Source organism: Leucobacter sp. MMO-125 (assembly GCF_037148395.1).
GTDB lineage: Bacteria > Actinomycetota > Actinomycetes > Actinomycetales > Microbacteriaceae > Leucobacter.
Genome location: NZ_JBBCTL010000001.1, coordinates 182,449 through 204,757 on the forward strand (window position 1 = coordinate 182,449; position 22,309 = coordinate 204,757).

Here is a 22,309-nt window from a genome sequence, read left to right on the forward strand (position 1 = left end):
CGTTGGCATAGGTGTTGCGCAGCGGCGCGCTCAGTGAGATCCGTCTGATCCGGTCGTGAGGCCCAGTGCTGCGGTGTCGGCCCAGAGCACGGTCTCGCTCCGGCCAGTGAGACGCGCGGCGGGCGGCAGCGGCTCTGATCCGCCAAGCACAGCCAGCACCGCCTCGGCCTTGCCCTCCCCCGCTGCGAGCAACCACGAGCGTTCGGCCCGGTTCAACGCCGACAGCGAAAGGGTGACCCGCTCAGGCGGAGCTTTCGGCGAATCGCGTACCGGCAGCGCCTCCGCCTCTTCGTCGCCGAGCAGCAGCTCAGAACTGCCCGGAAACAGCGAGGCGACGTGGCCGTCCTCTCCCACGCCGCTGAGCAGCACATCGATGCGCGGCACCCGCGCCACCGTTTCGGCGTAGGCCGCGGCCGCCGCATCGAGACTCATCCCCGAATCGGATGCGGCGACACGGTGCACGAGCGTCGGGTCAGTCTCGACAGTAGCGAACAATGACTCATCGGCAAGCCGATCGTTGCGGTCGGCGTGCCCGGCCGGCACCCAGCGCTCATCGCCCCAGAGAAAGCGCACCCGACTCCAGTCGACGGTATCGCGGTCGCGATGGTCACGCACGGCGAGCAACACCTGCGCGCCTGCGCGTCCTCCGGTGAGCACGATGCAGGGCACCGCACCAGCGCGCTGCCGCTCGCGGCACACCGCGATGAGCCCGCTCGCGACAACCTCGCCGAGCGCGGGCAGGTCAGTGACCCGCTCGACGCGCACTACCGCTGCACCTCGATGCGATCCCCCGACCACAGCGTGTGAAAGCTACCCGGCCTGTCGACGCGGCGATACGTGTGGGCGCCGAAGAAGTCGCGCTGCCCCTGAATGAGAGCGGCGGGCAGCCGTTCGGCGCGCAGCCCGTCGTAGTATGCCAGCGACGATGAGAACGCGGGTGCCGGAATACCGGCCGCGGTCGCAGCGATCACCACCCGCCGCCAGGCCGCCTGGCCCCGGCTCAACGCCTCGGCGAAGTAGGGCGCCGACATCAGCAGCGGCAGCTCAGGCTGCTCGCCGTAGGCCTCGGCGATGCGACCGAGAAACTGCGCGCGGATGATGCAGCCCGCCCGCCAGATGCGCGACACCGCGCCGAGGTCGATGCTCCAACCGTACTCAGCGGCGCCGGCACGGATCTCGTCAAACCCCTGCGAGTAGGCCACGATCTTCGAAGCGTAGAGCGCTTGGCGCACGTCTTCGATGAAGGCCGCTTCGTCGTCTGGTGCAACAGCCTCGTCTGGGCCAGGAAGCTGCGCCGCCGCGGCACGCTGCTCGGGGTGCGAAGAGAGTGAGCGCGCGAACGTAGCCTCAGCGATCCCGGAGACAGGCACGCCGAGCGACAGGGCCGTCTGCACGGTCCAGGCGCCGGTGCCTTTCGCCCCGGCCTGGTCGAGGATCACGTCGACGAGCGGCCGGCCAGTGTCAGCATCGATCTGCCGCAGCACCTCGGCGGTGATCTCGATGAGGTACGACTCGAGCTCGCCGCGGTTCCACTCGGCGAAGACGTCTGCAATGTCGGCCGGGCTCTTCCCGGTGCCGCGGCGGATCAGATCGTAGGCCTCGGCGATCAGCTGCATATCGGCGTACTCGATGCCGTTGTGCACCATCTTCACAAAGTGGCCGGCGCCGTCGTGGCCGATGTGGGTGACGCAGGGCTCGCCATCGGCGACGGCGGCGATGGAGGTGAGGATCGGGCCGAGCGTCGTCCAGGCCTCATCGGATCCGCCCGGCATGATGCTGGGACCCAGCAGGGCACCCTCCTCGCCGCCCGAGATGCCGGCACCCACGAAGTTGATGCCGGTGTCGCGCACGGCGCGCTCGCGGCGGATCGTATCGGGGAAAAACGCGTTGCCTCCGTCGACGATGATGTCGCCTGGCTCGAACACCTCGACCAGCGCGTCGATCACGGCATCGGTTGCCGCCCCCGCCTGCACCATGATGATGGCAGTGCGCGGCCTCGTGAGGCTCGCTGCGAACTGCTCGTAGCTGTGCGCAGGCACGAAGCCCGCCTCGGGGTGCTCCGAAACGAGGGCGTCGGTGCGCTCGCGGCTGCGGTTGAGCACCGCCACAGTGTTGCCCTCTCGGCTCGCCAAGTTGCGGGCGAGGTTCGCCCCCATCACGGCGAGGCCGACGACCCCGATGTTCGCCGTGGCTTCGGTCGCTGCTGCTGTGGTCACCGCTGGGGCTCCGTTCGATCGTTGGCGTCAAGCTGTCGCATCACGCGGCCGTATATCTCGTCTTCATCGAGGATTCTGAGTTCTTCGGCCAGGCACTCACGCAGGGTGCGGCGCGGCAGCGAGATCTCATGTTGGGGCTGGCCCGGCTGTCGCAGCACTGCCTGTGCTGGAGCGACACGCTCCAGCACGGCGTCGCCCGAGGCGCGGCGCAGCGTGACCGAGCGCACGCCCTCGATCGAGGGGCCTTCGTGGTGCAGGCGGCACTCCGTGGGCACCTGCAACATGAGTCCGAGCCACGTGGCGAGCAGACGAGTTGAAGGAGAGTCGGCGCCGCCGACCACTTCCACCGAGGTGACCGGGTCGAACGGCGGCTGGTCGAGGATCGCGGCCAGGTACTCGCGCCACCGGGTGAGACGGGTCCAGGCGAGGTCGGTGTCGCCAGCCGCGTACCCGGAGGTGCGGGCGGAGAAGATGTCGGCGGAGGAAGCGGCGCTGTCGGTGATGCGGCGCTGCGCGATGCGGCCGAGCGGATGTGCGCCGGGTTCGTGCGGAGCCTCACGCGGCCACCAGACGACCACGGGCGCGTCGGGCAGCAGCAGCCCGGTGACGAGGCTTTCGATACCGCTGCACACCTCGCCGTAGGCGCGCAGCACCACGACATCGCTGGCGCCGGCATCTGCCCCCACACGAATCTCGGCGTCGAGACGGGGCGCGGCTGCGTCGGGGTTCGCGACGAGCACGATGACACGCATTGGGTGCTCGCTCGACGCATGATTCGCGGCCTCGACCACAGTTTCGTCGATGGGGTCTGAGGTGGCGATGATGAGGGTCAGCACCCGACCGAGCGCAGACACGCCGCCCTCGAGACGCATCGCGACCAGACGCCTAGCAACGGCGCTCACCGTGGTGTTGGGGAGCTGTTCGATCACGGACGCCTCCAGCTTCGGCCGTCGCGGGCCAGCAGCTCGTTCGCGGAATCGGGGCCCCACGAACCGGGGGTGTACTGCTCGGGGGCGCGGCTCTCCCCTGACCAGAAGTCCTCAATGGGATCGAGGATCCGCCACGACAGCTCCACCTCGGCCTGGCGCGGAAAGAGCGGAGCATCACCGAGCAGCACGTCGAGAATGAGCCGCTCGTAGGCTTCCGGGCTTGCCTCGGTGAAGGCGTGGCCGTAGCCGAAGTCCATAGTCACGTCGCGCACGCGCGTGCCTGTGCCCGGAACCTTCGCGTCGAAGCGCATCGTGATGCCCTCGTCTGGCTGCACCCTGATCACGAGCGCGTTCGATCCCTGGTCGCTGCCGTGCGCCTTTGCGAACAGCTCCCCCGCTTCACGGCGGAACACCACGGCGATCTCGGTGACGCGGCGGCCGAGTCGCTTGCCGGTGCGCAGGTAGAACGGCACATCAGACCAGCGGCGGGTGTTGACGAACAGTTTCATCGCGGCGTACGTCTCGGTGCGGGAAGCGGGATCCATGCCTTCCTCTTCGAGGAAGCCGCGCACTAGTTCGCCGCCCTGCCAGCCGCCGGCGTACTGGCCGCGCGCGGTCGCCGTGGCGAGATCGTCGGGCAGTCGCACCGCTTCAAGCACCTTCTCCTTCTCAGCGCGCAGGTGGTCGGCGCTGAGCGAGATCGGCTCCTCCATCGCGGTGAGCGCAAGCAACTGCAAGAGGTGGTTCTGGATCACGTCGCGGGCGGCACCCACGCCGTCGTAGTAGCCGGCGCGGCCGCCCACGCCGATGTCTTCGGCCATGGTGATCTGCACGTGGTCGACGTAATTACGGTTCCAGATCGGCTCGTACATCGAGTTCGCGAACCGCAGCGAGAGAATGTTCTGCACCGTCTCTTTGCCGAGGTAGTGGTCGATGCGGAAGATCGAGTCGGCGGGAAAGGCTGACTCCAAGGTCTCGTTGAGTTTGCGCGCCGACTGCAGGTCTTGCCCGAAGGGCTTCTCGATAATGACGCGGCGCCAGCGCTGGTCGTCGACGGTGCGGTCGACGAGGCCGGAGCTGCTGAGGTGGTGAGCCACCTCGGGGAAGGACTTCGGCGGGATCGACAGGTAGAAAGCGTGGTTGCCCATCGTGCCGCGTTCGCTGTCGAGCGCGTCGACGGTCTCGCGTAGGCGAACGTAGGCATCAGGGTCATCGAAGCGCCCTTGCACGAAGCGGATCCCCTCGGCAAGCTGCCGCCAGGTGGCCTCGCGGAAGGGGGTGCGCGCGTACTTGCGCACGGCGTCGTGCACGATCTCCGCGAAGTCGCGGTCGGCCCAGTCACGTCGGCTGAAGCCCACGAGCGCGAAGCCCGGCGGCAGAAGGCCGCGGTTGGCAAGGTCGTACACCGCGGGCATGAGCTTCTTGCGCGATAGGTCACCGGTGACCCCGAAAATGACGAGCGCGCTCGGCCCGGCGATCCGACTGAGGCGGGGATCGCCGGGCGAGCGCAGCGGGTTGTGGGGCACGATGGTGGGGCCTCAGATAGCGAACCCCAGAGCTCTCATCATGTCGCGGCCGTCATCGGTGATGCGCTCGGGAGTCCACGGCGGCATCCACACCCAGTTGATGCGGAAGGCGGCCACGAGCCCGTCAAGCGCCTCGGCAATGTCGTTCTCGATCACGTCGGTGAGCGGGCAGCCGGCGCTCGTGAGCGTCATGCTGATGACGAGCGCGTCGTGCTCCTCGTCGTAGGCGAGATCGTAGATCAGGCCGAGATCGACGATGTTGACGCCGAGCTCGGGATCTGACACGTTCTTGAGCGCCTCGGTGGCCTGCTCGCGGAACTCCGGGTCGATCGACTTCGGGGCCGTCGTGGTGTCCGTGGTTTCGTCGCTCATACGACCAGCCTACGCGCCTAGGCCGACGCGAGGAAGCGGTCGTAGCCCTCTTCCTCGAGACGCTCAGCAAGCTCCGGGCCGCCCTCTTCAGCGACGCGACCGTTCACGAAGACGTGCACGAAGTCGGGCTTGATGTAGCGCAGGATGCGGGTGTAGTGGGTGATGAGCAGCACGCCGAGGCCGGTGTTCTCCTTGGCGCGGTTGACGCCCTCGGAGACGATCTTCAGGGCGTCGACGTCGAGGCCGGAGTCGGTCTCGTCGAGCACCGCGAACTTCGGCTTCAGCAGTTCGAGCTGCAGAATCTCGTTGCGCTTCTTCTCGCCGCCCGAGAAGCCCTCGTTGACATTGCGCGCTGCGAAGGACTCGTCCATGCGGAGGTTGCCCATCGCCTCCTTGACGTCCTTCATCCAGGTGCGGATCGCGGGTGCTTCGCCGTCGATCGCGGTCTTGGCGGTGCGCAGGAAGTTCGCGTTGGTCACGCCGGGGATCTCGACGGGGTACTGCATGGCGAGGAAGAGGCCTGCCTGTGCACGCTCGTCGGGCTCGAACTCGGTGATGTCTTCGCCGTCGAGCAGCAGCTGGCCGCTGGTGATCTCGTAGCGCGGGTGACCGGCCACAGCGTAGGCGAGGGTCGACTTGCCGGAGCCGTTGGGGCCCATGATGGCGTGGGTCTCACCCTGCTTGATGGTGAGGTTGACGCCCTTCAGGATCTCCTTGGGGCCCTGCTCGGTTTCGACGCTGACGTGCAGGTCCTTGATTTCAAGAACTGAGCTCATTGTTCAATCTCTTTCGTAACGTTGGTGTCGATGTACACGTCGCCGTCTTCGATCTCGACAACGTAGACGGGGACCGGCTCGTAGGCCGGAAGGTTCTGCGGGTAGCCGGTGCGCAGCGAGAACGCTGAACCGTGCGCCCAGCACTCGAGGGTGTCGTCTTCGACGAAACCCTCGGCGAGGCTGATCTGGCCGTGCGTGCAGGTGTCGCCGATGGCGTGCACCTCACCCTGGCCGTCGAGCACGAGCGCGATCGGCACGTCGTCGACGACGACGCGGATCGCCTGATCCTGTACCAGCTCGCCCAGCGCGGCTACTTTCTGGCGCGCCATTATGCGAGCACGCTCTGCTGCAGCTCGGCCTCGATCGCCTCCTGTAGCCGAGACTCGACCTGCTCGTTGCCGATGCGCTGGATGACCTCGAAGAGGAAGCCGCGCACCACGAGCTTGCGGGCATCGTCCTCGGAGATGCCGCGGCTCTGCAGGTAGAAAATGTGCTCCTCGTCGAAGCGGCCGGTGGTGGAGGCGTGACCCGCACCCTCGATGTCGCCGGTTTCGATCTCGAGGTTCGGGATCGAGTCGGCGCGGGTGCCCTCGGTGAGGGTGAGGTTGCGGTTCTCCTCGTAGCTGTCCGTGCCTTCGGCGACGCGGCGGATCAGGACATCGCCGATCCACACCGCGTGCGCGCCCTCGCCCTGCAGTGCGCCCTTGTAGGCGACGCGGCTGCGGGTGCGGGGAGCATTGTGGTCGATGTAGACCTGGTGCTCGAGGTGCTGGCCGGCATCGGCGAAGTAGGCGCCGTAGCTTTCGCCATTGGCTCCCTGCCCGTCGAGGTGGATCGAGGGGTTGACGCGCACCACGCCGCCGCCGAGCGAGACGACGATGTGCTGCAGGTTGCCGTCGCGGCCCACGGTCGCGTTGTGGCTGGCGAGGTGGATCGCGTCGTCGGCCCACTCCTGGATGGAGACGACGGTGAGGTTCGCCCCGTCACCGACAACGATCTCGACGTTCTCGGTGAGGTTCGCATCACCCGAGTTCTCGAGGATCACGAGCGCGTTCGCGTTCGGGGCCGCCTCGATAATGGTGTGCGCCGCTGTGGGGTTCTGGCTGAGCCCGGTGCGGTCCACGATGACGGTCTGGCGCTCCTCGCTGGTGAGCAGGATGCGCATAGCGGTGCCGGCCTGGCCCCAAGCGTTTGCAGCGGCCTGATCTTCGGGGATGCCTGCGCGCCCCACGAGTTCGGAGTCCATGGGAACGCTCGTGACCTCGACGCCGGGGGCGTCGGAGACGACCGGCGCGTGAGAGCCTGCCTCGAGCGGGCCGCCGATGAGCGCCTTGATCGAGGCGATCGGGGTGAACTTCCAGTTCACCTCACGCCCGGTGACCTCGGGAAAATCTGCGAGATTCGTCGACTTGAAGCGTTCGGAGCGGGTCTGCACCGGCGCGCGGTTCTCCCAGTCGCCGTCGCTGTGAGCCTTGAATCCGTGCTGTTCTGTCTGCAGGGTTGACATCTTTAACCGACGGATCCTTCCATGCTCATCTCGATGAGCTTATTCAGTTCGAGCGCGTACTCCATGGGCAGCTCACGTGCGATGGGCTCGATGAAGCCGCGCACGATCATGGCCATCGCCTCCTCCTCGGAGAGCCCGCGGCTCATGAGGTAGAAGAGCTGGTCTTCGCTGACGCGGGTGACCGTCGCCTCGTGCGCGAGCGTGGCATCGTCGGTGCGGATGTCGATCGCGGGGTAGGTGTCGCTGCGCGAGATCGTGTCGACGAGCAGGGCGTCGCAGACCACCGAGTTGGCGGCGTGGTGGGCGTTCGCCTCCACGCGCACTTCACCGCGGTAGCCGGTGCGGCCGCCGCCGCGCGCGATCGACTTCGAGAGGATCGACGACTTGGTGTGCGGGGCGAGGTGGATCATCTTCGCGCCGGCGTCCTGGTGCTGGCCGGGGCCCGCGAACGCGACCGAGAGGGTTTCGCCCTTGGCGTGCTCGCCGGTCAGGTAAATCGACGGGTACTTCATGGTCACCTTGGAACCGATGTTGCCATCGACCCACTCCATGGTGGCACCCTCTTCTGCGATGGCGCGCTTGGTCACGAGGTTGTAGACGTTCGTGGACCAATTCTGGATCGTGGTGTAGCGCACGCGGGCGTTCTTCTTCACGATGATCTCGACGACCGCGGAGTGCAGCGAGTCGCTCTGATAGATCGGGGCGGTGCAGCCCTCGATGTAGTGGACGTAGCTGTCCTCGTCGGCGATGATGAGCGTGCGCTCGAACTGGCCCATGTTCTCCGTGTTGATGCGGAAGTAGGCCTGCAGCGGGATCTCGACGTGCACGCCCTTCGGTACGTACACGAAGGAACCGCCCGACCACACGGCAGTATTGAGCGCGGCGAACTTGTTGTCGCCCGAAGGGATGACGGTGCCGAAGTACTGCTCGAAGATCTCCGGGTGCTCGCGCAGCGCGGTGTCGGTGTCGAGGAAGAGCACACCCTGAGCCTCGAGATCTTCGCGGATCTGGTGGTAGACGACCTCGGATTCGTACTGCGCAGCAACACCGGCGACGAGACGCTGACGCTCAGCCTCGGGGATGCCGAGCTTCTCGTAGGTCTCCTTGATCTCCTCCGGCAGCTCCTCCCAGGTGGTGGCCTGCTTCTCGGTGGAGCGCACGAAGTACTTGATGTTGTCGAAGTCGATCTCAGAGAGGTCGGCACCCCAAGCGGGCATCGGCTTCCTGTCGAAGATCTGCAGCGCCTTGAGGCGGCGCTGCAGCATCCACTCAGGCTCGTTCTTCAGCGCCGAGATCTCGCGCACGACCTGCTCGCTGAGGCCGCGCTTTGCTGCCGCGCCCGCCTCATCGCTGTCGTGCCAGCCAAACTCGTACTGGCCCAAGCCTTCGAGCTCGGGTCGGTCGATCAATACCTCTGGCATGATCACTCCCTCAATTCTTCGTCTCGCCGAGCGCAGACCGCGTGAGCGTGCGAAACGAATCGAGCGCACAGGTCTGGCTCTGCAGCGGTGCAGTAGTCTGGGCTTCGGACGGAGCCGATCCGGTGCAGAGCACCTGACCACGGCTCGCCGTACGCAACCACAGCTTCCCATTCTACAGGTTTCGGCCTGAAATGGGCGGGGACTCGCCCACGGCGAACCCGCGCGCGGGAAGCACCCGAGAGGAGCTTCGTTGTCCACCCCGAGCAGTTCGATCGCCAATTCCGCATCCGGGTCACGCGGGAAGGAGTTCGGCGTTGTCGGAGGCACCGCCCGACCGTCGTTGCTGCTGCGCTTTTCAGCCTGGGCCTCGTTCGTGCTCAACGTGTTGATCATCGGCACAGGAGGCGCGGTGCGCCTGACGGGATCGGGCCTCGGCTGTAGCGAGTGGCCGCTCTGCACTCCGGAGTCGCTCACCCCTACCCCTGAAATGGGCATCCACGGCCTGATCGAGTTCGGCAACCGCACGATCAGCGGCCCGATCCTCCTCTTCTCCGTGCTCGTGGTGGTGCTGAGCTGGCGGATGTACCGCAAGTTGCGTTTGCGCCGCGATCTTGCCGTGCTGTCGACGCTGGTGCTCGGCCTCGTGCTGCTGCAGGCTGTGGTGGGCGGCGTTATCGTGTGGCTGCACTTGAACGCCAACCTCGTAGGCTTCCACTACGTTGTGTCGCTGTTGCTCGTGTGCCTTACCGCGGCCTACCTCGTGCGCATGTACGAGTCGCCGCTGCCCCGCGAGCTGGCAGTGCCAAGGCCGTTCGCGATCCTCACCCACATCACCACCTTCGTCATGGCGATCAGCATCTTTGTGGGCGTGCTCACCACGGGAGCAGGCCCGCACTCGGGCGATGAACGGGTCGTGCGCGACGGCTTCGACGCCTCGGTGCTTGCGCATGTGCATGCCTGGCCGGGCTATGCGGCTCTGGCTCTCACCGTGGCGCTGGTGATCTGGTCAACGGTGCAGCGGTTGCGGCCCCGGGCGTGGACCCTTGCGCTGCTGGGGGTGCTGCTGGTGCAGATCCTGGTGGGTGTGTATCAGGCGCGCAACGGTTTGCCGCCTCTCGCGGTGGGTGTGCACATGGTGCTCGCCTCGCTCACGGCCGCCTCGATGACCGTTGTGGTGCTGCGGCTCAAGCGGCCCGTGTCGGCGTAGCGCTCCCCGCGGGGTGCTCAGAGCTCGAGCGACGATTCAAGGTCGATGCGCTCGGTGAAGAGGGTCTTCCACAGCTCGGCGAGCCGGTCCACCTGCTCGTCCGACTCGATCCGCTTCATGCAGAAGTCGTTGACGCCGTTGGCGTCGCGCACCTCCTCCGTCAGCCACTCCATCCAGGGGCGCGGACCGAAGTAGACGTGGAAGAACTTCTGGTGCACGTGCATGACGCCCACCCGCTTGCCGGAGCACTCGATCGTCCAGTTGCGGGTGTTGCCGACCTGCATGCCGACGCGCAGCGAGACCTCCGAGGGAAGCGGCACCTCCGACAGTGCGCTGACGAAGCGCTCCGCGAGCCGGTAGGTGTCGGCCAGTTTCGGCTCCTGGCCGAAGCGGTCGCGCCACTCGGTCCGTCGCTCCTCGGCACGGTAGAACTTGTGCCCCCAGACATAGTCGTCTGTCCCGGCCTCGGAGGCCTGCTTGCCGACGCCGGTGATCGCCGAGAGGCTGACGGTGCGGTCGAAAGCGGTACGGTCGAAGCGGCCGTCCTGGTTCAGGAAGACCGTGCGGAAGCAGGTCGCGAAGTGCTGCATCGCGCGGCGTTCGGCGATCGACCAGAGGCCCCAGAGCCGCAGGGTGGCCTCCACCGATCCGGCGTCCATCTCGAGCTCGTCTTCGAGAGCGCCGGTGAGAGCTGTGGTGCCCTTCTCCTGCTCGAAGACGCGTGAGAGGGCGTCCGAGAAGGCGTCGGAGTGCAGGTCGTTGTAGAGGTTGGGGTAGGCGATCTGCAGGCAGAGCACCGCGAAGAGTCGCTCGTGGTTCTCATCGGTGCCGAGGATGCCGCGCAGCAGCATGAAGGTGTTCATGAGGCGCTTGATGGAACGCGGGTTGTTGCTCACCGACGACTGCACGAGGGCTTTGAAGTGACGCTTCTGCTCGGGGCTGAGCTCGATGCCGGCGCTGGCGTAGGTGTCGTCGAGGAGTTCGTCGGTGCGGTAGTTCTCGATCGGCATGTGGAAGGGCACCTGGATGATCTTGTCGAAGAACGATCGCGCTTTCTTCGCCCCGAGCTTGTCCGCCCCGTACTTGTCGCTCACGCCCTGGGCTACCACGTCGAAGTCGATCGCCAGCACGAAGACGCAGTGCTCCAGGTCGAGGAAGAGCTTCAGGGTCTCCATGAGTTCGACGGCCCGCAGCGGGTTGAGTCTGTCGAGATCGTCGATGAAGATCACCACGCGGCCGGGCCCGTCGCGGTGCGCGACGGCGCTGCGCACGAGCTCTGCGAGGTTCTCGCGCAGCTCGCCGAGCATTTCGAGTGCGAGCAGCGGGTCGCCCGCGTGCTGGGGGTCTTGCCTGGTCGGCAGGATCTCGCCGACGCCGCTGCCGAAGGTCAGGTTGGAGACGACGTTCGCCGCGGTGTTGACGCTGAACCGAGCGAGCTGCACGAGCTTCGCCTTGGTCTTCGTCATCGCGTCGCTCGGAGGTGAGGTCTTCTCGAGTTCGGTCACGAGTGCCCGCGGCATGGCGACGGCGAGCATGCTGTCGAGGTTGAATTGCGCGTACTGCCAGGTGTTGAAGCTGACGGTGTAGAGCGGAGGTCGGTCGATCTCAGGCGGCTTCTGCAGAGCCTCGCGGGCTTCATTGCTGCGCACCTCGGAGAGGCGGGCGGTCGGTTCGAGGGCCTGCTCGATGAGCAGCATCGTGTTGGTCTTGCCGGATCCCCAGTCGCCTTGGATCGCGAGGGTCAGCGGTGTACTGCAGCCGCGGATGAAGTCGGCGATGCCATCGATGTAGGGGGTGAGTCCGAGCTGGTCGCGTGCTCGCGGCTGGTCGGACAGTCCTCGACTCGGGTTACGGGTGTTGCTCACATTGGGTAAGCATAGCGCTTTGTATGTCCCGGCAATCAGAAGGGCAGCAGCGGATCGAGTGCAATCGCGAGTGAGAGCACCGAGAGGTAGGTGATCGAGCCGTGGAAGACCTGCATCGGCTTGCCCTCCTGGCCTCGGATCGCGCTGCCGTAGAGTCTGTGCGCCTGCAAGATGAAGTAGCCGCCTGAGACCAGCGCCACAATCGTGTACAGCCAGCCGATGCCAGGTGCCGGGATGAGCAGCAGGCTCGAAGCGACCGTGGCCCAGGTGTAGAGAATCACCTGCAAGCCGACGGTGACGCGGCCGCGCACCACGCCGAGCATGGGAACGCCGGCCGCAGCATAGTCGTCGCGGTAGCGCATCGACAGCGGCCAGTAGTGCGCCGGGGTCCAGAGGAAGATGATGGCAAAGAACACCCAGGCCGGCCAGTCGAGCGACCCTGTCACCGCAGCCCAGCCGATCAGCACCGGGAAGCAGCCGGCGATGCCGCCCCAGATGATGTTCTGCTCGCTGCGACCCTTGAGCCACATCGTGTAGACGACCACATAGGTGAAGATCGCGGCAGCACCCAGCACGGCAGCCAGCCAGTTGGTGGTCGCCCACAGCCAAGCGATCGACACCACGCCGAGCACCCAGGCAAACACGAGCGCGTTGCGGTCGGAGATCTCGCCGGTGACGAGCGGGCGGTTCTTGGTGCGCTGCATGAGGCGGTCGGCCTCACGGTCGATGTAGCAGTTGAAGGCACCAGCCGATCCGGCGCTCATCGCGCCGCCGATCAGGGTCGCGAGTACCAGCCAGAGATTGGGCAGCCCCTGCTCGGCCAGAATCATGGCGGGCACCGTCACCACCAGCAGCAGTTCCATGACGCGCGGCTTCGTGAGTGCGACGTAGTTCTTGACGACGCGACCGAAGGAGCGGCGGGGCTGCTCGGTTCGCGCGGCGGTCTGCGACTGGGCTGAGATCTCGGTGGACATCACCCCCTATGGTACCCCGCCTGCCGTAGGATTGCTGAGGTATGCGCGAACGCGCTCGGATTCTTCCCGTCGAAAGGTGACTCTTGGGAAACGAACTGCAGTGGGACGAGCTCGACGATCTCGCGGTGAACACCGCGCGAGTGCTGGCGGCTGACGCTGTCGAGAAGGTGGGCAACGGCCACCCCGGCACCGCTATCAGCCTGGCGCCTCTCGCCTATCTGCTGCACCAGCGGGTGATGCGCCACGATCCGAGCGACGCCGACTGGCTCGGTCGCGACCGCTTCATCCTCTCGGTGGGGCACTCCTCGCTCACCCAGTACGTGCAGCTCTACATGGGCGGCTACGGGCTTGAACTCGAAGATCTCGAGGCACTGCGCACCTGGGGTTCGAAGACCCCCGGCCATCCTGAGTACGGCCACACGGCTGGTGTCGAGATCACCACGGGCCCGCTCGGCCAGGGCCTTGCCTCGGCCGTGGGCTTCGCCTATGCGGCCCGCTACGAGCGCGGTCTCTTCGACCCTGAGGCTGCTCCCGGCACGAGCCCCTTCGACCACTTCGTCTACGTCGTCGCCGGTGACGGCGATCTGCAGGAGGGCGTGACCGCCGAGGCTTCGAGCCTCGCCGGCCACCAGGAGCTCGGCAACCTGATTGCCATCTACGACTCCAACCAGATCTCGATCGAAGACGACACCGACATTTCGTTCTCGGAAGACGTAGCCCAGCGCTACGAGTCCTACGGTTGGCAGGTCATCGAGGTCGACTGGAAGAAGACGGGCGAATACGTCGAAGATCTCGCCGAACTGCACGCCGCAATCGACGCCGCGAAGGCCGAGACTGGCAAGCCGAGCCTCATTATCCTGAAGACCATCATCGGCTGGCCCTCCCCCGGCAAGCAGAACACGGGCGGCATCCACGGTTCGAAGCTCGGGGGTGAAGAGCTTGCGGGCCTGAAGCGGGCGCTCGGCTTCGATCCCGAGCAGCACTTCGCGGTCGCCCCCGAGGTGATTGCGCACACGCGCAAGGCAGTGGATCGCGGTGCCGAGAAGCGCGCCGAGTGGCAGCGCTCCTTCGACGCGTGGGCGGCGGCCAACCCCGAGCGCAAGGCACTGCTGGACAGGCTCGAAGCCGCTGAACTGCCCGAGGGTGCCCTCGAAGCGCTGCCGGTCTTCGAGCCCGGTGAGAGCATCGCAACGCGTTCCGCGAGCGGCAAGGTGCTCGCCGCGCTCGGACCGATCATGCCCGAGCTGTGGGGCGGATCCGCCGATCTTGCCGGTTCCAACAACACCACGATCCCCGGTGCGCCCTCATTCGTGCCGAGCCGCCGTTCCACCTCGTCATGGCAGGGCAACCCCTACGGCCGCGTGCTGCACTTCGGCATCCGCGAGCACGCGATGGCGGCGATCCTCAACGGCATCCAACTGCACGGCAAGACCCGCAGCTACGGCGGCACCTTCCTGCAGTTCGCCGACTACATGCGCCCCGCAGTGCGGCTCGCGGCGCTCATGAACGTGCCGAGCATCTTCGTGTGGACCCACGACTCCATCGCTCTCGGCGAGGATGGCCCCACCCACCAGCCCATCGAGCACCTCGCATCGCTGCGTGCGATCCCGAACCTTGCGATGGTGCGCCCGGCCGACGCGAACGAGACCGCGATCGCCTGGCACGAGGTGCTGAGCCGCCACGCCGGCCCGACCGGCCTCGCACTCACCCGCCAGAACGTGCCCGTGCTGCCCCGTGGCGGCGAGTTCGCAACGCCCGAGGCAGCCGCCGAGGGTGTGCGTCGCGGTGCCTACGTGCTTGCCGACTCCCCTACTGGGTCGGTGGACGTGCTGCTCATCGCTACGGGCTCCGAGGTGCAGCTGGCCGTTGAGGCCCGGCAGCGGCTTGCCGCCGAGGGCATCGGCGCGCGAGTGGTCAGCGCACCTTGCCTGGAGTGGTTCGCCGAGCAGAGCGCCGAGTACCGCGAGAGCGTGCTGCCGGCGTCGGTGCCCGCGCGCGTCAGTGTCGAAGCAGGCCTCGCGCTCGGCTGGGAGCGCTACGTGGGCGATCGCGGCCGTTCGGTGTCGATCGAGCAGTTCGGCGCATCCGCCGATTACGAGACCCTGTTCCGCGAGTTCGGCATCACCACCGAGGCCGTCGTTGAAGCGGCGAAGGAGAGCCTCGCCGAGGTGGCGCGATGAGCGAGTCGACCCGCGCCCTCAGCCGAGCCGGTGTTAGCATCTGGCTCGACGATCTCTCGCGTTCGCGTCTTGAGAGCGGTGAGCTGCGGGCGTTGATCGCGAGCCACGACGTCGTCGGGGTGACCACCAACCCTACGATCTTCGCGGGCGCGATCGGTGGCGGCATCGGCTACCGTGAGCGGATCGCGGCGTGCGCCGCACGCGGCCTCGACGTCGCGGCCACCATTGTCGAACTCACCACAGCCGATGTGGCCGACGCCTGCGACGTGTTCGCCGAGGTATACGCCGAGTCGAATGGTCGCGACGGCAGGGTGTCGATCGAGGTCGAGCCTGGCCTCGCTTGCGATACCGCGGGCACCGTAGCGCAGGCGCGCGAGCTGTGGGCGAAGGTTGACCGCCCCAACGCGATGATCAAGATTCCGGCGACTGTCGAGGGCCTCGAAGCCATCACCGAGACCGTCGCCGCCGGGATCAGCGTGAACGTGACCCTCATTTTCAGTCTGCAGCGTTACCGTCAGGTCATCAACGCCTACCTCACCGGGCTTGAGCAGGCGCGTGCTGCGGGCCATGATCTGTCAGCCATCCACTCGGTGGCGTCGTTCTTCGTGTCGCGGGTCGACACCGAGATCGATGCCCGGCTGCACGCTGTGGGCACGGCAGAGGCACGGGCCCTCACCGGCCAGGCGGGTGTCGCGAACGCGCGCCTCGCCTACGAGGTGTTCGAGCAGACCTTCACCACGGAGCGGGCGCGTCTGCTGCTCGATCTCGGGGCGAATGTGCAGCGGCCGTTGTGGGCGTCGACCGGGGTGAAGGATCCGTCGCTGCGCGACACCCTCTACGTCGAAGAACTCACTGCCCCGCAGACTGTCAACACAATGCCGGAGGCGACGCTGCGGGCGTTCGCCGACCACGGTGAGGTGCGCGGCGAGACCATCACCTCTGAATACCTGGAATCGAATCAGCTGCTCAACGCGATCGACGCGCTGGGCATCGACTACGCCGAAGTGACCGAGAAGCTCGAACTGGAGGGGCTGCAGAAGTTCGAAGCCTCCTGGGATGACCTCTGCGGCACTGTGGCGCAGGCGTTGCAGGCGTAGGAATCGCGCGGCTTTGAAAGAGGTGCACAGCATGGGTGAGATCGAGATTGCGTTCGGAGCCGACGTCGCACACGCGAATGGTAGCCGAGCAGGCGAGCTCGTCGATGCGCTGGTGCGGGATCGCGCGGCGAGCCGGCTGTTTGCGCATGATGCTGGCCTGTGGGGCGGCGAGGCCGAGGCTGAGGCTGCGATTAGGTTGGGGTGGACGGATTTCGCGCCGGATGCGGAGCTGTTGATCCCTCGGATCGAGGCGTTGCGCGATGAGTTCGCGGGTGACGGCGTTGACCGCTTTGTGCTGTGCGGTATGGGCGGATCCAGCCTCGCACCTGCCGTGCTTGCCCGTTGGGCTGGTGTCGAGCTCACCATGATTGACTCCACCCACCCGGCGGTGGTTTCGCGTGCGCTCGGCGGTGACCTTGTCCGCACGGCTGTCATCGTGAGTTCCAAGTCGGGCAGCACGATTGAAACCCGCAGTCATCTTGCGACGTTCGAGCAGGCCTTCCGTGAGGCGGGAATCGACCCGGCTTCGCGGGTGGTGATCGTCACCGACCCCGGTTCACCTCTTGATGAGGAGTCCCGCGCTGCTGGGCGCCGGGTCTTTACCGCCGACCCTGAGGTCGGTGGACGCTTTTCGGCGCTAACGGCTTTCGGCCTGGTGCCCTCTGGGCTCGCCGGTGTCGACGTGCGGCGTCTCGTTGATGAGGCGCAGGCGGTGCGCTCCACGCTGGCTCGCGACGACGTTTCGAATCCTGCGCTGCAGCTTGCCTCGGCGATCGCGGCGGGTTTGCCCCAGCGTTTTGTATTGCTGGTGGGCGAGGCCGCGAACGCGCGGTGGGGGCTCGGCAGCTGGATCGAGCAGCTCGTCGCCGAGTCGACGGGCAAGGAGGGGCACGGGGTGCTGCCGATTGCGCTGCGCCTCGACGCACCCGAGTTCAGTGAGGTGCCTCAGCAAGCCGTGGTTGTGCAGGTGTCTGACGGCGCAGAGCACCCCGGCTCCCCCGATGCCGCCCCCGCCGTCGACAGGGGGGTCGTGGTTTCCGCGCCGCTCGGTGCTCAGCTGCTCTTGTGGGAGACGGCCACCGCGCTGCTTGGCAGGCTGATGGGCATCGACCCCTTCGACCAGCCCGACGTCGAGGCTGCGAAGGTGGCGGCTCGGGCAGCGCTCGCTGAGGCTGGCAGCTCGACGTCGCCGGCACCGGCTGCGCCGCCGACCGCGGAGATCCTGAACCGACTGCGTGAGTCGGTGCCGCCCGGTGGCTACCTTGCGATCCAAGCCTACGTTGACCCGCAAGGCGTGATCGCGGCGGCGCTCGCCGAGCTGCGAGACCGCCTCGCCTCGCATCTCCGTGTGCCTGTCGCTCTGGGCTTCGGCCCGAGCTACCTGCACTCCGTGGGCCAGCTCCACAAGGGCGGGCCTGCGCTCGGTGCATTTCTGCAGATCGGCGACACTGGGACCCCCGAGGTGCCGATCCCCGGTTCTAAAGGCTTTGGGGTGCTCATCGCGGCTCAGGCGCGCGGCGACAGAGAGGTGCTTGCAGAGCGGGGGCGGCCGGTCATCGCGATGACGCTCGCCGCGGGCGATCGATCAGTGATCGACGCGCTGCTCGCCGCGCTCTGAGTGTGCAGCTCACGGCTCCTTACAGCTACGAGAAAAGCCCCGATCCGTGTGGATCGGGGCTTTTTCGGTGAACAGGGTTTGAACCGCTACACCTACTTGGCGGTGCCGCGACGCGCGCGCAGCTTCTGCAGCGCAGCCTCGAGCAGTTCGTCGGCCTCCTCGGGGGTGCGACGCTCCTTCACATATGCGAGGTGCGTCTTGTACGGCTCGTTCTTGAGGAGCTGCGGCGGGTTCTCGCGGTCACGGCCGGCCGGAAGGCCTGTCGTGGGCGAATCGATCTGCTCGGGGATTTCGTCGAGGGAGACGTCGGCCGCGAAATAGCGGATCGTCTCGTTTCCGAGCGCATCCCAGTAGGAGATCTGAACACGTTCGGCGCGTGCTCCGTGGTCCTTCTCCCCCATGGGGCCGGATCCGACACGGGCGCCGCGAATGGCGTTACTGCCTGGCAATGGATACCTTTCTGCTACTGAACTGCGAAGATCGTGGCGCGACGGTCTCGCAGTGAGACGCCGGCACTGGCTGGAATCGGAGGATCAGACCACCGAGAAACGGGCAAGCAGCCCAAGACCAACGATCGACGCGACCCACACCAGCGATACGACGATGGTGATGCGGTTGAGGTTGCGCTCAGCGACGCCCGAGGAGCCGAGGCTCGAGGTGACGCCGCCGCCGAACATGTCGGAAAGACCTCCGCCGCGGCCCTTGTGCAGCAGGATGAACAGGGTGAGCAGCAGGCTCGTGATCACCAGGATGACGATCAGAGCGATCTTGAGGATGAGCACGCAGGTCACCTTTCAATGGTTGAGGGCGCGGGAGGCCAACGTCTAGTATACCGATCGTGAGCTGGGGCCGGGCGCGTCGCACCCGGCCCCAGGCTCAGGAACCGGTGACGTGCTTCTTGAACTGGATGATGCGGGTGAACTCGTCTGACTTCAGGCTGGCCCCGCCGACGAGCGCGCCGTCGACGTCGGGCTGGCGCAGGAAGCTTGCAACGTTCTGGCTCGACACCGAGCCGCCGTAGAGCACGCGAGTGGTGTCGGCGATCTCCTCGCCCCGCAGTTCGCGAAGTGAATCGCGAATGGCCTTCGCCACCTCCTGAGCCTGCTCCGGCGTGGCGGCCTGACCGCTGCCGATCGCCCACACAGGCTCATAGGCGATCACGAACTCGGCGTCACGAGGAAGCGGAGCGAGTGCTGCTGCAAGCTGCGCCAGCGGGATCGCCGCCGCGCCGTGCTGGTCGAGATCTTCGGCGGTTTCGCCGACGCAGATCATCGGCACCATGCCGGCGCGGTGGGCGGCAAGAGCCTTCTGCCCGACGAGCTGGTCACCTTCGCCGTGGCCGTGGCGGCGCTCCGAATGGCCCACGAGCACGTACTGCACCTCAAGCTTGCGGAGCATCTGGGCCGAGACGTCGCCGGTGTAGGCGCCGGCCTCGTGAGGTGACACATCCTGAGCCCCGAGCACGAGCGATAGCTTATCGGCCGCGACAAGGGTCTGCACCGAACGAAGATCGGTGAAGGGCGGGAAGACAGCCACTTCGGTGCTGGCGTAGTCGTGCTTGACGTCTTTGAGCGCCCACGACACCTTCTGCACGAGAGCGATGGCCTGGAGATGATCGAGGTTCATCTTCCAGTTCCCTGCAATGAGCGGGGTGCGCTGAGCGTTCGCGGTCACGCGAGCACCTCCAATCCGGGAAGGGGCTTGCCCTCGAGGAACTCGAGGCTTGCGCCGCCGCCCGTCGAGATGTGGCCGAACTGATCGTCGGAGAATCCGAGAGCACGCACCGCGGCCGCCGAGTCGCCGCCTCCAACAACGGTGAAGCCGTCGGTTTCGGTGAGCGCCTTCGCCACGGCACGGGTGCCCGCAGCGAATGCCTCCATCTCGAACACGCCCATCGGACCGTTCCAGAAGACCGTCGCGGATTCTGCAATGACCTTCGCGAATGCCGCGGCAGAATCGGGACCGATGTCGAGGCCGATTCCGGCCTCGCCGAAGCTCGACGACTCGATGGCGTCGGCGGGCACAACCTCGTGAGCGGCGTCGGCCGCGAAGGCCTCGGCCACGACGACGTCGCTCGGCAGCACGATGCGCACACCGCGCTTCTCAGCCTCGGCAAGATAGCCGCGCACGGTGTCGAGCTGATCCTGCTCGAGCAGGCTCGCCGCGACGGCGTGGCCCTGGGCTGCGAGGAAGGTGAACAGCATGCCGCCGCCGATGAGCAGGGTGTCGACGCGCTCGAGGAGGTGTGCGATGACGCCGAGCTTGTCGGAGACCTTCGATCCGCCGAGTACCACCGTGTAGGGGCGCGCAGGGTCGACGGTGAGGCGCTGCAGCACCTCAAGCTCGGCCGCGACGAGGCGGCCGGCCGCGCTGGGCAGCAGTTCGGCGAGGTCGGTCACGCTCGCCTGGCGGCGGTGCACAACGCCGAAGCCGTCGGAGATGAAGGCGTCGCCGAACTCGGCGATCTGCTCGGCAAAGGCGCGCCGTTCGGCATCGTCCTTGCTGGTCTCCCCCGCGTTGAAGCGCAGGTTTTCGAGCAGTACGACGTCACCGTCGGTGAGCGCTGCAACCGCCGCCGATGCCTCGGCACCGACGGTCTCGTTGACGAACTCGACGGGGGCGCCGAGCAGCTCCGACATGCGCACCGCCACGGGCTTCAGCGAGTAGCGGGCTTCTGGTTCGCCCTTCGGTCGGCCCAGGTGGCTGATGAGGACGACCTTCGCGCCCGCATCGCGGAGTTCGCGGATCGTGGTGAGCGAGGCGCGAATCCGGCCGTCATCGGTGATGACGCCGTCGGACAGCGGAACGTTCAGATCGCAGCGGACAATGACGGTGCGGGAACGCAGGTCTCCCAGTGATTCAATGGTGCGCATGTCGGGCGGAGCTCAGATCAGGCCGGGGGTCTGCGAGCGGGCGGTTTCGAAGCGGCGAGCCACATCCTGCCAGTTGGCGATGTTCCAGAACGCCTTCACGTAGTCAGCGCGCACGTTGAGGTAGTCGAGGTAGTAGGCGTGCTCCCAAACATCGAGCATCAGCAGCGGCACGGTGCCTGCGGGCAGGTTGCCCTGCTGGTCGAAGAGTTGCACGATGTTGGGGCGCTGACCCAGCGCATCCCACGCGAGCACTGCCCAACCGGAGCCCTGCACGCCGAGCGCGGTTGCCGTGAAGTGGGCCTGGAACTTCTCGAAGGAGCCGAAGTACTCGTCGATTGCTGCGGCGAGCTCGCCCTCGGGGCGCTCCCCGCCTTCGGGCGAGAGGTTGTTCCAGAAGATGGTGTGGTTGACGTGGCCACCCAGGTTGAAGGCGAGATCTTTCTCGAGCTTGTTGACCGCGGCGAGGTTCTCGGCGTCGCGGGCTTCGGCAAGCTGCTCGAGCGCGGTGTTGGCACCGGTCACGTAAGCCTGGTGGTGCTTGTCATGGTGCAACTGCATGATCTTGCCGCTGATGTGCGGCTCGAGCGCGGCGTAATCGTAGGGAAGCTCGGGGAGTGAATAGGCGGCCATGAGGCGCTCCAATCTCTGCGTTCGACAGTTGACAGTTCAAGTCTAGGGCTCCGGCGTTGGGAAAGGCGGAGAATCGTTTCCAGCCCGAGGGGGGTTGACGCGCCGAGGCGCGGCGGTCACATCGAGTCGAGCTCTTCCGGCAGGCTTGCCTCGGTGCCGGGGATGCCTCGGGCTTCGGCCTCTTTGTCGGCCATTGCGAGGAGGCGTCGGATGCGGCCGGCGACGGCATCTTTGGTGAGCGGTGGATCGGCGCGGGTGCCGAGGTCGTCGAGGCTGGCTTCGCGGTGCGCGAGGCGCAGCTGACCTGCGTAGAGCAGGTGCTCGGGAACGCCGTCGCCGAGAATTTCGAGCGCCCGCTCGACGCGCGCGCACGCCGCGACGGAGGCCTGTGCCGAGCGTCGCAGGTTGGCGTCGTCGAAGTTGACGAGACGGTTCGCGGTTGCGCGGGTTTCGCGGGCACGGCGCAGTTCGTCCCATGCGGTGCGAGCCTGCTGGGCGCCCATTGCGCCGAGCATCTCGCCGATCGCCTCGCTGTCGCGGATCATAACCTTGTTCTGACCGCGGATCTCGCGGCTCTTTGCGTCGATGCCGATGCGGCTGGCAGCGCCCACGAGAGCCATGGTGACCTCGCTGGTGGGGCACACGATTTCGAGAGCGGCGGATCGGCCCGGTGCGGTGATGCCTCCGCGTGCGAGGAAGGCGCCGCGCCAGAGTGCTGCGAGTTCGGCCTGCGCTCCCGTCGTGAGGCGGTTCGGCAGGCCGCGGATCTGGCGGCGTCGCTGATCGAGCAGGCCGAGCTGGCGTGCAAGCGTTTCGCCGTCGAGCACGCGAACGAGGAACTGCGGAGCGCCGGGCCTGGTGCTCGAGGGGGGTAGCTGCTTGGCCTCCGAACGCACGCCGTAGAGTTCGGCGAGATCTTTGCGTACCCGCTGCACGATCTGCGGGGTGTGGAGTTCTGCCTCAAGCGCGATACGACCCGAGATCGTGTGGAGGCCGCCCGCGAGACGCAGAATCGTGGCGACTTCGGCGACGCGTTCGCCGGTGCGCTGCACCGGGAACCGTACGAGTTCGCTCTTCACCTCGGGAGTAGACAGCACGAATCGGATCCTTTCGGAGAA

At 66.7% G+C, this 22,309-nt stretch carries 21 protein-coding genes; 4 read left to right on the forward strand and 17 right to left on the reverse strand.

The genetic code is table 11. The features are described from left to right. Positions 1 to 30 precede the first annotated feature (30 nt). The 9 genes from pgl to sufB are packed head-to-tail and all read right to left on the reverse strand — an operon-like array spanning position 31 to position 8,747. The gene (gene pgl, locus WFI54_RS00870; protein ID WP_336650922.1) at positions 31 to 765 is read right to left on the reverse strand and encodes a 6-phosphogluconolactonase; all 735 of its coding nucleotides are present in this window, start codon (positions 763 to 765) and stop codon (positions 31 to 33) included. Further along, positions 765 to 2,216 (reverse strand): NADP-dependent phosphogluconate dehydrogenase, encoded by a 1,452-nt coding sequence (gene gndA, locus WFI54_RS00875; RefSeq protein WP_336650923.1) that lies wholly within the window; start codon positions 2,214 to 2,216, stop codon positions 765 to 767. Before gndA ends, pgl begins: the two co-directional genes overlap by 1 nt. After that, the gene (locus WFI54_RS00880; protein WP_336650924.1) at positions 2,213 to 3,145 is read right to left on the reverse strand and encodes a glucose-6-phosphate dehydrogenase assembly protein OpcA; all 933 of its coding nucleotides are present in this window, start codon (positions 3,143 to 3,145) and stop codon (positions 2,213 to 2,215) included. The genes gndA and WFI54_RS00880 overlap by 4 nt, the downstream gene beginning before the upstream one ends. Further along, the gene (gene zwf, locus WFI54_RS00885) at positions 3,142 to 4,671 is read right to left on the reverse strand and encodes a glucose-6-phosphate dehydrogenase (protein WP_336650925.1); all 1,530 of its coding nucleotides are present in this window, start codon (positions 4,669 to 4,671) and stop codon (positions 3,142 to 3,144) included. The genes WFI54_RS00880 and zwf overlap by 4 nt, the downstream gene beginning before the upstream one ends. A 12-nt stretch (positions 4,672 to 4,683) precedes the next feature. Continuing rightward, positions 4,684 to 5,043, reverse strand: a complete 360-nt coding sequence (locus tag WFI54_RS00890; protein ID WP_024355859.1) for a metal-sulfur cluster assembly factor — start codon at positions 5,041 to 5,043, stop codon at positions 4,684 to 4,686. Between the two features lie 17 nt (positions 5,044 to 5,060). Next, the gene (gene sufC / locus WFI54_RS00895; protein WP_336650926.1) at positions 5,061 to 5,819 is read right to left on the reverse strand and encodes a Fe-S cluster assembly ATPase SufC; all 759 of its coding nucleotides are present in this window, start codon (positions 5,817 to 5,819) and stop codon (positions 5,061 to 5,063) included. Continuing rightward, a complete protein-coding gene (locus WFI54_RS00900; RefSeq protein WP_336650927.1) occupies positions 5,816 to 6,148 on the reverse strand; it encodes a non-heme iron oxygenase ferredoxin subunit in 333 nt (110 codons plus the stop codon). The genes sufC and WFI54_RS00900 overlap by 4 nt, the downstream gene beginning before the upstream one ends. Beyond that, the gene (gene sufD, locus WFI54_RS00905) at positions 6,148 to 7,326 is read right to left on the reverse strand and encodes a Fe-S cluster assembly protein SufD (RefSeq protein WP_336650928.1); all 1,179 of its coding nucleotides are present in this window, start codon (positions 7,324 to 7,326) and stop codon (positions 6,148 to 6,150) included. The genes WFI54_RS00900 and sufD overlap by 1 nt, the downstream gene beginning before the upstream one ends. Positions 7,327 to 7,328: 2 nt before the next feature. Continuing rightward, a complete protein-coding gene (gene sufB, locus WFI54_RS00910; protein WP_336650929.1) occupies positions 7,329 to 8,747 on the reverse strand; it encodes a Fe-S cluster assembly protein SufB in 1,419 nt (472 codons plus the stop codon). A gap of 340 nt (positions 8,748 to 9,087) precedes the next feature. Here sufB and WFI54_RS00915 point away from each other — a divergent pair, with 340 nt between their 5' ends. After that, positions 9,088 to 9,954: a COX15/CtaA family protein gene (locus tag WFI54_RS00915; protein WP_442918458.1), complete on the forward strand. Its 867-nt coding sequence runs from the start codon at positions 9,088 to 9,090 to the stop codon at positions 9,952 to 9,954. Positions 9,955 to 9,971: 17 nt separating this feature from the next. Here the strand turns inward: WFI54_RS00915 and WFI54_RS00920 are convergent, their stop codons facing one another. After that, the gene (locus WFI54_RS00920; protein ID WP_336650931.1) at positions 9,972 to 11,819 is read right to left on the reverse strand and encodes a KAP family P-loop NTPase fold protein; all 1,848 of its coding nucleotides are present in this window, start codon (positions 11,817 to 11,819) and stop codon (positions 9,972 to 9,974) included. Between the two features lie 35 nt (positions 11,820 to 11,854). Then, a complete protein-coding gene (locus tag WFI54_RS00925) occupies positions 11,855 to 12,793 on the reverse strand; it encodes a heme o synthase (protein WP_336650932.1) in 939 nt (312 codons plus the stop codon). 83 nt (positions 12,794 to 12,876) lie between these two features. Here WFI54_RS00925 and tkt point away from each other — a divergent pair, with 83 nt between their 5' ends. Genes tkt through WFI54_RS00940 form a run of 3 tightly spaced genes read left to right on the forward strand, consistent with a single transcriptional unit; the run spans position 12,877 to position 17,688 of the window. Next, positions 12,877 to 14,973, forward strand: a complete 2,097-nt coding sequence (gene tkt / locus WFI54_RS00930; protein ID WP_336650933.1) for a transketolase — start codon at positions 12,877 to 12,879, stop codon at positions 14,971 to 14,973. Beyond that, on the forward strand, positions 14,970 to 16,070 hold the full coding sequence (gene tal, locus WFI54_RS00935) for a transaldolase (RefSeq protein WP_336650934.1): 1,101 nt from the start codon (positions 14,970 to 14,972) through the stop codon (positions 16,068 to 16,070). Before tkt ends, tal begins: the two co-directional genes overlap by 4 nt. A gap of 31 nt (positions 16,071 to 16,101) precedes the next feature. Next, the gene (locus WFI54_RS00940; protein ID WP_336650935.1) at positions 16,102 to 17,688 is read left to right on the forward strand and encodes a glucose-6-phosphate isomerase; all 1,587 of its coding nucleotides are present in this window, start codon (positions 16,102 to 16,104) and stop codon (positions 17,686 to 17,688) included. A 92-nt stretch (positions 17,689 to 17,780) separates the two neighbouring features. On the opposite strand, the gene WFI54_RS00945 is transcribed toward WFI54_RS00940, so the two are convergent. From WFI54_RS00945 to whiA, 6 genes are all read right to left on the reverse strand, one after another. After that, a complete protein-coding gene (locus tag WFI54_RS00945) occupies positions 17,781 to 18,137 on the reverse strand; it encodes an RNA polymerase-binding protein RbpA (RefSeq protein ID WP_336650936.1) in 357 nt (118 codons plus the stop codon). A gap of 84 nt (positions 18,138 to 18,221) precedes the next feature. Next, positions 18,222 to 18,470 (reverse strand): preprotein translocase subunit SecG, encoded by a 249-nt coding sequence (secG, locus tag WFI54_RS00950; protein WP_336650937.1) that lies wholly within the window; start codon positions 18,468 to 18,470, stop codon positions 18,222 to 18,224. A gap of 94 nt (positions 18,471 to 18,564) precedes the next feature. Continuing rightward, complete coding sequence (gene tpiA, locus WFI54_RS00955; protein ID WP_336650938.1) at positions 18,565 to 19,362, reverse strand: triose-phosphate isomerase; 798 nt, start codon at positions 19,360 to 19,362, stop codon at positions 18,565 to 18,567. After that, positions 19,359 to 20,561: a phosphoglycerate kinase gene (locus WFI54_RS00960; RefSeq protein ID WP_336650939.1), complete on the reverse strand. Its 1,203-nt coding sequence runs from the start codon at positions 20,559 to 20,561 to the stop codon at positions 19,359 to 19,361. The genes tpiA and WFI54_RS00960 overlap by 4 nt, the downstream gene beginning before the upstream one ends. Before the next feature lie 12 nt (positions 20,562 to 20,573). Then, a complete protein-coding gene (locus tag WFI54_RS00965) occupies positions 20,574 to 21,191 on the reverse strand; it encodes a superoxide dismutase (protein ID WP_336650940.1) in 618 nt (205 codons plus the stop codon). 116 nt (positions 21,192 to 21,307) lie between these two features. Next, a complete protein-coding gene (whiA, locus tag WFI54_RS00970) occupies positions 21,308 to 22,288 on the reverse strand; it encodes a DNA-binding protein WhiA (protein WP_336650941.1) in 981 nt (326 codons plus the stop codon). Between the last annotated feature and the right edge of the window lie 21 nt (positions 22,289 to 22,309).

Bases quoted from the DNA above. Each gene is read 5' to 3' on its own strand.
- WFI54_RS00890 (WP_024355859.1), bottom strand. From the start codon at position 5,043: ATGAGCGACGAAACCACGGACACCACGACGGCCCCGAAGTCGATCGAC.
- sufC (WP_336650926.1), bottom strand. From the start codon at position 5,819: ATGAGCTCAGTTCTTGAAATCAAGGACCTGCACGTCAGCGTCGAAACC.
- WFI54_RS00900 (WP_336650927.1), bottom strand. From the start codon at position 6,148: ATGGCGCGCCAGAAAGTAGCCGCGCTGGGCGAGCTGGTACAGGATCAG.
- sufD (WP_336650928.1), bottom strand. From the start codon at position 7,326: ATGTCAACCCTGCAGACAGAACAGCACGGATTCAAGGCTCACAGCGAC.
- sufB (WP_336650929.1), bottom strand. From the start codon at position 8,747: ATGCCAGAGGTATTGATCGACCGACCCGAGCTCGAAGGCTTGGGCCAG.
- WFI54_RS00925 (WP_336650932.1), bottom strand. From the start codon at position 12,793: ATGTCCACCGAGATCTCAGCCCAGTCGCAGACCGCCGCGCGAACCGAG.
- tal (WP_336650934.1), top strand. From the start codon at position 14,970: ATGAGCGAGTCGACCCGCGCCCTCAGCCGAGCCGGTGTTAGCATCTGG.
- WFI54_RS00940 (WP_336650935.1), top strand. From the start codon at position 16,102: ATGGGTGAGATCGAGATTGCGTTCGGAGCCGACGTCGCACACGCGAAT.
- WFI54_RS00960 (WP_336650939.1), bottom strand. From the start codon at position 20,561: ATGCGCACCATTGAATCACTGGGAGACCTGCGTTCCCGCACCGTCATT.
- WFI54_RS00965 (WP_336650940.1), bottom strand. From the start codon at position 21,191: ATGGCCGCCTATTCACTCCCCGAGCTTCCCTACGATTACGCCGCGCTC.